The organism is Chitinophaga sp. OAE865 (genome assembly GCF_040546735.1).
GTDB lineage: Bacteria > Bacteroidota > Bacteroidia > Chitinophagales > Chitinophagaceae > Chitinophaga > Chitinophaga polysaccharea_A.
The window spans coordinates 5,781,250-5,793,901 of the sequence record NZ_JBEPOF010000001.1; the positions used below are offsets into that span (position 1 = coordinate 5,781,250).

The following is a 12,652-nucleotide window of genomic DNA, read 5'->3' on the forward strand; positions in this document are numbered from 1 at the left end:
GGCCTTTAAGGGTGACCGGTAGTTTTACCACTCCTTCTAATAAACGACTACCATTTACATGGACAGAATCTGGGAACTGCTCGCTAAAAAGTTTAGTCAGGAAATATCCGTTGAAGAGATGGAAGAACTGGATCAGCTGCTGAAAACGCATCAGCAGGAGTTCCAGCAAAGCGAATTCCTGGGCGCTGCGTTCAACCTGGAAGTTGTTACTGCGGAAGATCCTGCCGCTATTGAGCAGAGCGAACAACGTTTACGTCGTCACCTCGCGGAATTGATACCCGGCGTTGAACCTGCTCCTGAGGTGAAAGGCATCGGCAAACACCTGCGGCGTTATTCAAAGATGTATGTGGCGGCCACATTGAACCTGGCTGCCATTACGCTGCTATACCTGGTAATAACCCACGATTCAGCCAGTGTGCTCGTTAATAAAATCAATACAGAACGGGGCGCAAAAACAACCGTCCACCTGCCGGATGGCTCCGTTGTTATCCTGAATTCAGGCAGCCGGCTTAGTTACGACAAAGATTTCGGTGTAAAGAACAGGCTGATCAACCTGGAAGGGGAAGCCTATTTCGATGTAAAGAAAAACCCCGCCATGCCGATGATCGTTTCCGCCGGCGCCGTGGAAGTAAAAGTGCTGGGCACAACTTTTAACGTGAAAGCATATACTGAAGATTCACTGGTGGAAACATCCCTGTTTACCGGCACTATTCAGCTCACCACGGAAAAAGATCCCGAAAGAGTGATCCTGCTCCGGCCAAGAGAAAAAGTGATCATCAATCAAAAACAAAACCTGTATACAATACCTTCCACGATGAAGGATACGCACAATGAAACCGTATCATTACAGCATATGGCGTTTAACCGGACCGATAGCAGCTTTGACGAAACAGCCTGGCTAAAGAATAAAATGATCTTCCGTGCTGCAAGATTCCGCGACATTGCGAATGAACTGCAACGAAAATTCAATGTAGATATCTATTTCAGTGATACTACATTCCAGGATATCCGCCTCACGGTAACATTTTCAGAAGAATCTATCCAGGAGATCCTTTCTGCATTACAACAAACTATTCCTTTTCATTATACTATTTCAGGCAATAAAATTTATATAGAACAATAAACACCAGCTGTGCAGGCACTAACCCTCACGGCAGTACGATTTCTTAACTGCAACTTCTTTTATAAATAAGATACGGCGAACGTCATGAAGTCCGCAGGTATCCGCTTTTACCTATTATGTTCATTTTATAAACCAAAATTTACATGAATTTGAAAAAATTCTGCAAGCTACTGCTGTATCTTGGCGTGATGCTATGCTTATGCCCCGCCCTCCGGGCTTATTCACAGCAGGTGAGCGTTCCCGCCGGTAAAAAGTCGATCCGGGAAGTGCTGGAATATATCGAAAGAACCACTTCATACAGGTTCCTTTATACGGAAGACCCGGCATTCGACCGGATCGCAGCCCCTTACGAAGGAAAAGGCGGCAACATCACTACGGTATTAACCGCCATCCTGAAAGAAACCGATATCTCCTTCCGTGTCAATGCCAATAAACTGGTGTCGCTACAAACACCGCGCTCTGCACTGCTGTCAACAAGAGACAGCAGCGGTTCAAACGTCACCGTTTCCGGTACCATTACCAATCTTCAGAACCAACCGCTAACTGCAGTCAGCATTTACCTGAAAGAAAATCCACTGGTAGGAACAGTTTCAGATAAGAACGGGTATTTTATCCTCAGTAATATTCCCCGGTATTCCACGCTGATGTTTTCATCAGTAGGATACCGGTCCCAGGAAGTGGATATTAAAACAATCCCGAATGCCAGTCTCCGGAAATTCCCCGTACTGATGGAATCAGAAAGCGTTACAAAAGACGAGGTAGTAGTAACCGCCATGGGCGTGCAGAAGAAAGTAAGCGTAGTAGGCGCCATCACTACGGTAAACCCTACAGAGTTAAGGGCCCCCACCCGCTCCCTGACCACGCAACTTGCAGGAAGAGTGGCCGGCGTTACCTTTGTACAGCAATCCGGTCAGCCAGGGCAGGATGGCGCCTCCTTCATTATCAGGGGTATCAACTCCGTTACCGGCAACACCTCCCCTCTCATCCTTATCGATGGTCTCCGCAGAAATATCGACGACGTTGATCCAAACGACATTGCTACTTTCTCCATACTGAAAGATGCATCTGCCACTGCAGTTTATGGCCTCGAAGGCGCTAACGGCATCATCATTATTACCACCAAAACCGGTAAGATCGCCTCTCGCCCTACCATCCGCCTCTCGGCATCATCTTCCATCAACAACGCGTCATACAAACCACAATGGGTAGATGCGCCTACCTATGCCCGGATGAAGAACGAAGCGCTCGCAGTACGCGGTAAACGCCCTTTTTATACAGATGAAGAAATTGCAAAGTTCGCCGACAATGATATGGATTTTTACCCGGATGTAAACTGGTACAAAACCATGGTGAAGCAAAACAATCCCGCCAGTAAAGCCAACTTCAATATCAGCGGAGGTGGTAATGCAGTTACGTATTATATGTCCGGCGGTTTCTATAATGAAAAAGGCATGTTCAACAGCAAAGGCGCCTCCAATGCCAATTACAATCAGTTTAACTTCCGCTCCAACCTGAAAGCGGATCTGTCGCCCACCACCACACTGGGCATCGGTTTCGACGGAAGATATAACACAACCACGGAACCCGGGCAGGGAGTAGACAAACTGCTCGATATCATGAACATGATCAACCCTACCCTGTTCCCGGCAGAGTATTCTAATGGCACCGCCCCGGAAGAACCTATCGGGATCGTGAATCCCTACTCCCTCCTGAATAAAACAGGCTTCATCAAGCGATACGCCAATTATATGTCGACCAACGTAAACGTAACCCAGAAGCTGGACTGGATTACCAAAGGACTATTTCTTAACGGGATCGCATCTTTTACTAAAAGCAATTTCTATGCGCATCAGTATATTAAAGACTACCAGCGGCATGCACCCGATTTTGCCAACAGCTACATGGGCTCCGGCAGGGATAAAGACGGCAACCTGGTCACTATCAATAAAACACCGGATCTCGATGATAAAATGCGCTTTAACTATGTAGCTCCCACCGGCAACCGGGTGATAGAACTCCAGGGCAGTATGAATTATGCACAAACATTTTTTAAGCGCCTGGCTGTAACAGGGTTATTACTTTACAAGCAACGTGAATTCCTTACCGATGCCCCGGACGGCAACGGCGCCACCTTACTCATTAATGCCTTGCCAGCCCGTGAACAATCCGTGGCTGGGCGGTTAACATTAGGCTGGGCCGATAAATATTTTACAGACGTGAACTTCGGCGCATCCGGATCACAGATGTTCACGCCTGATAAACGATGGTCCACCTTTCCTTCCATCGGCTTCGGCTGGGTACCTTCCGGGGAGAAGTTCTGGGGCAACATTGCTGAAGTGGTCGACTTTCTCAAATTCAGGATATCATACGGCACAGTAGGCGCACCCGGCAATGCCACCCGCTTTGGCTATATGGCCACCACCGGCCCGGTTGCCGGTTACACCTTCGGCTTTGGACAAGCCGCAGGCAGCGGCACTTTCATCCCCGGTGTGGGGGAATCAAGACTGGAACAACTGAACCTTACCTGGGAACGCAACCAGAAACTGAATTTAGGCGCTGAAATAGGGCTCTTCAGGGAAGTGAAAATAGTGATAGATGCATACCAGTATGTGAACAATGATCAGCTCATCGATTTAAGCCGGCTGCCTGCTACCCTGGGTTTACCTGCTGTACCAAAAGCGAACCTCGGGAAAACGAGATCAAGAGGCATCGACTTCGATATCACCTACGCCAGATCATGGAATAATTTCAGGATCAATTATATCAAAGGCATTATCAGTTATAATACCAACACCATCCTGGAAAACGGGCAGCTGGACCCTAAAGTGGCCTACCAGAGCGGTATTGGGCTCGACTATGGCCGTGACCTCAATTATATTGCGCTAGGTTTGTTTAAAGATGAGAAAGATATCGATAACAGCCCGGTGCAAACCTGGAATAAAGTGATGCCCGGGGATATTAAATATAAAGACATCGACGGTGACGGGGTGATCACACCCAACGACAGGATCTGGACCGGCAATATATACCCCAAATGGAGCTACTCCCTTGCTATTGATCTCCGCTACAAAAAATGGACATTGGCCACCCGCGCCATCGGCAAGTTCAATATGTATAGAAGCATTACCGGTGGAAGGATACCTTTCAATCCCTACAACGGGGGCGGTAACGAAAACGGCGCGGTGTATACGGCTGCCGTTAAAAACCACTGGACACCAGCCTCCTACTCCGGTAACACAGCTACAGAAAATTTTGATGCCACCTATCCCCGCCTCGGTTTTGGTACAGATAACCAGAACAACGCCCAGCGTTCCACCTTCTGGCTCAGGGAAGCGTCTTACCTCCGCATAGCCGATGCTGAACTGGGTTACAACTGGACGCCCCGGTCAAAGAAATCGCCGTTCAAAAGTATTTATTACTACGGAAGATGCGATAACGTGATCACTTTCTCCAGGTTTAAAGACTGGAATCCTGAACAATATTCATCGTATGCGTATCCGCTGAAAAGAACGCTTTCACTGGGACTGGAAATAGGATTTGATCTTTAAAAAGTTATTCATGAAAAATAATACATCAAAATTGCTCATCCTCCTGCTGCTCGTTTTTCCTGCTTTCAACTGCCACTACCTGGAAGCCGATGAATACCTGCACGAGGTAAATAATCTCAACAATATCTGGACACAAAGGATAGATATCCGCAAGGCCTGGGCGGCCTGTTATGGCGGCATTCCCAATTATACAGATATGGTGGGATCATGGCCGTTTAATACCAATTACGATGAAGGCCACGGTGGACTCGACAATTACTCCAATCTCATTTTTGCCCAGGGAAAATTCAATGCAGATAATCCTATCTATAATTTCTGGAGTAACTATTATAAGGCGGTCCGCACCTGCAATCTTTTCCTGGAAAATTATCATAAAGCAAACGACAAGCTGCTGGTACAGGGCGAGGTAGAAGGATACGCTGCAGATGCCAGGTTCCTGCGGGCATTTTTTTATTCGCAGATGCTGGAACTATATGGGCCTTTTCCCATCGTCAGCAAAACGATCGATTATTCCAAAACCGAAGAACTACCTACCAACAGGAATACACAGGAAGAATGTGTGAATTTTATTATTGCGGACCTGGATACCTGTATAAAACAATTGCCGGTTAAAGAAGATATTCTCAGCTCCGAACTGGGCCGCCCTTCCCGCGAAGCCGCCATGGCCCTCAAAGCCAGGGTACTGCTGTGGGACGCAAGCCCGCTGGTAAACGGTAACCCAGATTATAGTGCCTTTAAAGACGCTAAAGGAAGGCCCTATTTCTCCCCCGCCGCCGATCCGCTGAAATGGAAGAAAGCCGCAGACGCTGCAAAGGCGGTGATCGACCTGGGAAAATTTGAATTGCATACCGTTCCTGCCAATAACGGTTATACCACGGTTCCACTTGGCAACTTCCCCGGCAACAATGTGGCCTGGCCCAACGGGCCCGCCGGTATTGATCCCTACCGCTCCTTTAAAGGATTGTTCAGCGGCGGCAAATCATACTGGAATAAAGAAGCGATATGGATAGTGAATTTACCCGATCAAACCTTTAACCTGTCCATTCTCGGGTTCCCCAGGAATTATAACAACGGGGAAGGCGCATTGTACACCGCGCGCGTATGTGCCACGCAAAAACTGGTGGACGCATTTTTTATGAACAACGGGGCAACCATTGAAGAGGAGAACAGGAAATTATACAACGATATGGGGGTATCCGAAAACGGCGATAACTTTTATATTAAAGGATCTGGCAAAGATCCGTCAACTCCCCTTATTACCGGCTTCCATCTTTCAAATACCAATGCCAAAGTGCCTAACCGCTGCCTTAACCGCGAAGCCAGGTTTTATGCCACCATCGGCTTTATAGGACGCGGGTATGAGCAAAATAACGGCACGCTGTACTACGCCGATTATAAAGCCAATGCACTCGATGGCTTCCTGCAGTCCGACAGGCCCTCTACCCGCTCAGGCTATCCCATTGTGAAGTGGGTGGCAGACGATGATCAGAAAGCCGGCGGCAGTTCCGATAAACCCTATCATGTAATACGGCTGGCAGAAATTTACCTTTCCTATGCAGAAGCTTTGAATGAATATGCTCCCGGTGACGCCGATGTGTTAAAATACCTTAACCTGGTACGGTTCAGGGCCGGATTGCCAGGGTATTCCCCGGCCAGCAAGGAAATCATGCGGGAGAGAATTAAACGGGAAAGGTATGTGGAATTTGCTTTCGAAGGGAAACGGTATTTCGATTCCCGCCGCTGGAAAGACGCCGCCAAAACCACCCGCGATACCTGGGGCAACAGTACCGGCATGGGCGGCCTTGTATACGGATGCAACTTCACGGCAGCCGATGGCAGCTTCTACGACAGGGCCGTTATAGACGGGTATGTTTTCAGACCCAAAAACTATTTCTTACCTATTCCCTTCCAGGAAGTAGCCAACTACTGGGGCACACTCACTCAAAATCCCGGATGGTAGATCACTTAAACTCAGATATCATGAAACGCATTCCCGCTATATTCTTTATCACAACAGCTACTGCAGCCCTGAACAGCTGCGGTAAACCCGACTACGAAAACAAGGAGTTCTACAAACAGGAAGCCTATATTATTTCCTCCGCATCCACCTCCGCCACAGAAAGGGAAATATCCGACCTGCCGGCACATACTTTTGTAGACACATTGAAGTATATCAATGCCCAGTATGATTCGGACACCATCATCGACAACAAAACATTTACAGCGCAGGTGAAATTCAAAATAGGCATAGGCGGTTCGCTACCCGCTGCCCAGGATGTACGGCTGGTAGTGGGCTTCGACCAGGAAGCCCTGGATGATTACAATATCCTGAAAAATACAGTCAGGGAAATTCCTCCCGCATCGGCCTTCACATCCAATGTCCCTTACAACGAAAAAGAAAAAGGATTTGTGATAGACATCAAAAAAGGATCTTCTTCCACATCACTGATCTTCGACGTACCTATCGAAAGGGAAAAGATGAATATCTACGAAAACTTTGCCTTTCCATTGAAAATACTCCGCGCGGATAATGTGCCCCTGAGCAGGCAATACACCGGTTTCATGATAGCCGGCCTGCTGGTTACAAAAGATAAAACAGTAAACTGGTCAGGCTTCCCTATACCTAAAATTCCCGCGGGAAAATACTTCTCCGTACAATTAGCCAGTAACGCGGCAGAGAACAGCCCCGACGGAAGAACCCGGAAGTATAAATACATCACCCCGATGAGTATCACAGATGATCCAAAGCTCAACGACAAATACATCATCTGGGGTACCAGCGCATGGAGCTTTGAAGTATTTGGCTTCCATGGCGCAGGCTGGATGTATAATGTACTAAGCCTGGTAGATAAAGACTTCGGCATCTACCGGGTGGAGCCTGTGCTGTCCGGCAACAGCAACTTCCCCGCGCCAACATTTGCCTACTCAACAGTACAACAACCGAGCGAAGACAACTTTTATGATCCCCGGCTCAAAACACTCACCATCCACTATAAAAACGTGATCGGCCAGGATTATACAGATGTGCTGACCTTTGAGAGCGCCGATTTCACACTGGATGTGGTCCGGAGCGGCGGACCGGCCCCCCAGAGCTGGGCACAGGTAAAAAGTAAAGGATTTAATTACTGGCTGCCCCTGTAAAACGAATGAAGTGATGAGAGAAGATAAAATCATAAAGCCGCTTTCCAGCGGCTTTTATTTTTGACACAATTTAACTTATTATCAAAATTTACCCATTTCCTGGCCGACAATAAAAATATCTGGCAACAATTTGTCCAAATACCGGTTATCGATTGTTATATTATATACAACATACTCACATTTCAGTATGAAAAAAACAAATAATACAACTGCCGCAGCCACTATCTCTGCTGATACCGGCGCCGGAGAAATGAATAACCGTATCAGCTTACTGGAAGCAGAACGCCGTATACTCCTGGAACTGGGAAACGAAATTACCAAGGCCCGGGAAAAAAACGACCTGATCACTATCTTTTCCTCCAAGATCAGGGAAATGTTCCCGTTTTCCCATACCATCGTTACGCTTATAGACCATGAAGCAGGCACCTACACCCCCTTCCTGCTGGACCCGGAATCATCTCCCATCCAGGGCCATGAGCTATACCCAATGCTGGTGGAAGCCCGGTTCCCCCTGTATGAGCCTTTTATCCAGAAAGTGCTGACAAACGGGGAACCTACCCTTTATAAAATGGAAGACATTGTAGATGCCCCCGGAAGCCCGGTATTCCTGAAAGTGAATTACGAAGCGGGTATCAGGGTACTTTTAATGACGCCGCTGAAAGACAATGACCAGGTAATCGGCTTCCTGCACATCTACACAAAAGATCCCGCCGGGTTCACCGCAGAATTTATAAATATCATTGCCAGTATCGCTCCGCAGATCTCCAGCGCCGTGGCAAATATCAGGAATAACGAAGCGATGAGCCATGCCGAATCCATCAACGAAGTGCTGCTGGCGCTGAGTAATGAAATGGTGAAGGCGAGAGACCGGCAGCAGCTCCTTAAAGTGATCAGTTCGGGGCTCAGGGACATCGTTCCTTTTTCCGGCAGTATGATCACCATTATGAATGAAAAGGAAGAATACTATAAAGCCTGCCTGATCGATGCAGAATTGAAGCTGAAAGAGCTTACAGATACCGGCAACGCCCTCCGCCTGAGCTCCCCCGCCGAAGACGGGATCTACGATGTTGCCTCCCTGTACTACAAGCCCCTGGTTTTTGACATGCGATCATTTGAACCGGAAAATACCCCGCTTTGGTTCAGGCTGCATTATGAAGCCGGCGCCCGTGAAATGATAGTAAAGATCCTGGGCACCAACGGCCCTTCACAATACAGCCTGATGCTGTTCGCCAACCAGGCAGGTACCTTTAACGCGGAAGCCGTTAATATCGTGAACCGCATTTCCAGCCAGCTGTTTGCCGCCGTGAGCAATATTTCCGCCAATGAGGAGATCCTGAAACGGGAAAATGAAAAATCATTCCTGCTGGATTTCAGCAATGATATAGCTGCGGTAAGAAGCAAGAACGACCTGGCCGAAGCCGTACGCAAAAGCCTTAAAAAACTGGATGCACTGAAGGGTTATGTGATCCGCAGGATCAATGAAGACCAGCTTACCTCTACTACTTATATTTATGATGAAAGTATGGTAACCGGGGAAGATGAGCTGGTACAGGAGATGCTTACCGCAAAGTTGCCTGTCAACGACGGGCTTCAGAACAGGGTACTGAACAGCAGCATTCCCCTGTTCTTCAGCGTGAATACTGAGATCAGCCGCGGCAACCAAACGGCGCCCTACCTCGCGCTCTGGAAAAAAACAGGATTTAAAACCGTTATCGGCACTCCCCTCCGTACCGGAGATGTAACCCTCGGCATTTTGTGGCTTGGTCTCGAAGAAATAAATATGCCGCTGTTACAGGGCATATGCGCCCAGATCTCTATCGCCATGTATAACATCATTGCTAACGAGGAAATACTGCGCCGCGAAAGGGAACAGACCTTTCTCCTGGAATTCAGCCGGGACATTGCCGCACTGCGCTCAAAAGAAGACCTGCAACACGCTATATCAAATGTGCTGAAGAATGTATTGAATATTAAACTTGCCATTATCCGGGTGATAGAAGACGACGGCGTTACACTCAGTCCCTACATGGTGGATGAAAGCATGTTTGAAAACGGGAACACCGGGTTCAGGGAAGTGACCTCGCGGAATATAGACATACATGACGTATTAAACGCCCGGGTACTTAAAAACGACGGACCTGTTATTTTTAATGTGGAAGAAGAAATAGCAAACGGTAATAATAACCCCGTAGTGGTATTCTGGAAAAACACAGGGCTGAAAAGCGCTTTCGGAGCGCCATTGCGCGCGGGCAATACCAACCTCGGCACACTCTGGCTGCTGATGGATGAGGTAAACCTTACCATCCTGAAAGGCATCTGCGCACAGATCTCCATTGCCATCTCCAACATACGCGCAAGTGAAAAAATTCTGGCTTACAAACAAAAACTGGAAAATGAAAACGACTACCTGAGAGAACAGATCAAAACCATCTATAATTTTTCCGAGATAGTAGGCAATGGTACTGAAATGCAGAAAGTATACCGGCTGATAACCCAGGTGGCAGCATCTTCCTCCACTGTGCTCCTGCTTGGCGAAACCGGCACAGGTAAGGAACTGATTGCACGCGCCATACACAACGCCTCTCCCCGTAAAAGCAAGTTAATGGTAAAAGTAAACTGCGCCGCCCTGCCTCCGCATCTCATCGAAAGCGAATTGTTCGGGCATGAAAAAGGCGCGTTCACCGGTGCTATTGACAGGCGCATAGGCAAATTTGAACTGGCCAATAACAGTACCCTTTTCCTGGATGAAATTGGCGAGATGCCACCAGAGCTACAGGTAAAATTATTACGCGTGCTCCAGGAACGCGAGCTGGAAAGAGTGGGCGGAAAAAATACAATCAAGATAGATGTGCGCATTATTGCAGCCACCAACCGAAACCTGGAAGCAGAGGTACAGGCAGGGCGCTTCAGATCCGATCTCTACTACCGCTTAAATGTATTCCCTATTCACCTGCCTCCGCTCCGCGACAGGCTGGAAGATATTGAACCGCTCGCCAATGCATTTATTGCCAAGTTCAGTAAGAACATCGGGAAAAAAGTAACAGGTATATCGGCCAAAGTATTGAAACAGTTAAAAAGCTACGACTGGCCCGGTAATGTGCGTGAACTGGAACACCAGATCGAAAGAGGTATACTGCTCAGTGAAGACGATACACTCAAAGAAATACATCTGCCCCAGCGGGGGCACAACGGGCAGGAAGGACAGGCCCCACCCGTTTCAGCAAGAACACTGGAACAGATAGAACGGGCCCATATTATAGAAGTATTGAAACGGTGCAGCGGCAAAATCTCCGGCGTTGGAGGCGCCGCCGAAATACTTGAGATCCCCGGCACCACCTTACATTCCAAAATGAAAAAACTGAAGATCTCAAAAGCAGATTACTTTATCAGTTAAGCAGGGATAAATAAAAAAGGCCGGGGCACATTTCGCTGTTCCGGCCTTTTTTATTTATCCGTAATAATACACGGTATTTCGTGAAACCCGGGCCAATCCGCTGTATTACGTGAAATAAAAAAACATGAATTCATCTTAACAAAGTGATTAACATACAATTATATGGATGGCACTTCACTTGCCTGTTAACCTGCAAAGAAGAAGACCAGTAAAGCGATTAAAAACTTATTTAACCACCGCCTGCACGCAGGCATTATAACATGCAAAACCATGAAAATTGTAGTTATCGGCGGGACCGGCCTTATCGGGTCCAAAACAGTGGAAAAGCTCCGCCTCCTGGGCCATGAAGTGATTGCCGCTTCCCCGGCATCCGGTGTAAACACTATCACCGGTGAAGGATTGGCCGAAGCTTTAACGGGCGCCCACATTGTGATAGACGTAGCCAATTCCCCTTCTTTTGAAGACAAAGCCGTGATGGAATTTTTCCGGACTTCCGGCAACAACCTGCTTACAGCAGCCGCCAACGCCGGTGTTAAACACCATGTTGCCTTATCGGTAGTAGGAACCGACCGCCTGCAGGAAAGCGGTTATTTCCGCGCCAAGGCAGCACAGGAAGAGCTGATCAGGAAATCAGGCATCCCTTATTCTATTGTTCATTCCACGCAGTTCTTTGAGTTCCTTGGCGGTATTGTAAAATCGGCAGCGCAACAGGAAGCCATTCATTTATCACCCGCGCCAATACAGCCTATCGCATCAGACGATGTGGCGGCAGCCGTTGCTGACGTTGCACTTGGAACGCCGGTGAATGGAATAGTTGAAATTGCAGGCCCTGAAAAGTTCCCCCTCTCCGCCCTTGTAACAGATTATTTAAAAGCAACCAACGATCCGCGCACCGTAATTACTGATCCCGAAGCCAGGTACTTCGGCGCCATGCTTAATGAACAGTCGCTGGTACCCGGCGCCAATGCACGTTTAGGTTCCATCAATTTCAAAACATGGTTTGCCGCTCAGTCTGTAAAAGCATAAGGCGGCAAGCCAGGAGCGTCCCGACAACAATATGATCATCTTTCAAAAAATAAAAACAACATGCAAGAATTCCTTTTAGTGATCCACAGGGATCTTACCAGTGATAACCCGGTGCCTACGCCCGAACAAATGAAAGAGGCGCTTAAGCCTTACCAGGAATGGGTAGCGGGAATTGCTGCCGAAAACAGGCTGGTGGCGCCTCCCAAACGTTGGGATGCCGATGGCAGGGTGATCAGGTTTGAAAAAACGAAGGAGCAGGTACACAACGGTCCTTATGTGGAAGGCAAAGCATCTATAGGCGGCCTGTTCCTGATCCGCGCAAAAGATTATGATGATGCTGTAGAGGTGGCAAAAGGCTGCCCTATTATCCGGTATGGCGCCATCGTTGAAGTACGTATGGCCGTACCCGTAGCCTAAATA

At 48.0% G+C, this 12,652-nt stretch carries 7 protein-coding genes; all 7 read left to right on the forward strand.

Annotated elements, in window-relative coordinates:
• The first annotated feature begins 58 nt into the window (after positions 1–58).
• The 7 genes from ABIE50_RS23170 to ABIE50_RS23200 all read left to right on the forward strand — a co-directional run bounded on the left by ABIE50_RS23170 (position 59) and on the right by ABIE50_RS23200 (position 12,649).
• Positions 59–1,123: a FecR family protein gene (locus ABIE50_RS23170; RefSeq protein WP_209859213.1), complete on the forward strand. Its 1,065-nt coding sequence runs from the start codon at positions 59–61 to the stop codon at positions 1,121–1,123.
• Positions 1,124–1,266: 143 nt separating this feature from the next.
• Entirely contained in the window at positions 1,267–4,671 is a 3,405-nt protein-coding gene (locus tag ABIE50_RS23175; RefSeq protein ID WP_209859211.1) for a SusC/RagA family TonB-linked outer membrane protein, read from the forward strand.
• Positions 4,672–4,681: 10 nt separating this feature from the next.
• Complete coding sequence (locus ABIE50_RS23180; RefSeq protein ID WP_209859204.1) at positions 4,682–6,631, forward strand: RagB/SusD family nutrient uptake outer membrane protein; 1,950 nt, start codon at positions 4,682–4,684, stop codon at positions 6,629–6,631.
• Positions 6,632–6,651: 20 nt separating this feature from the next.
• Complete coding sequence (locus tag ABIE50_RS23185; RefSeq protein WP_209859203.1) at positions 6,652–7,812, forward strand: DUF1735 domain-containing protein; 1,161 nt, start codon at positions 6,652–6,654, stop codon at positions 7,810–7,812.
• A 187-nt stretch (positions 7,813–7,999) separates the two neighbouring features.
• Positions 8,000–11,206, forward strand: coding sequence for a sigma-54-dependent Fis family transcriptional regulator (locus ABIE50_RS23190; RefSeq protein ID WP_354028140.1), 3,207 nt, complete (start codon positions 8,000–8,002; stop codon positions 11,204–11,206).
• Positions 11,207–11,476: 270 nt separating this feature from the next.
• Complete coding sequence (locus ABIE50_RS23195) at positions 11,477–12,232, forward strand: SDR family oxidoreductase (RefSeq protein WP_209859202.1); 756 nt, start codon at positions 11,477–11,479, stop codon at positions 12,230–12,232.
• A 60-nt stretch (positions 12,233–12,292) separates the two neighbouring features.
• Positions 12,293–12,649 (forward strand): YciI family protein, encoded by a 357-nt coding sequence (locus tag ABIE50_RS23200; RefSeq protein ID WP_209859201.1) that lies wholly within the window; start codon positions 12,293–12,295, stop codon positions 12,647–12,649.
• Positions 12,650–12,652 lie beyond the last annotated feature (3 nt).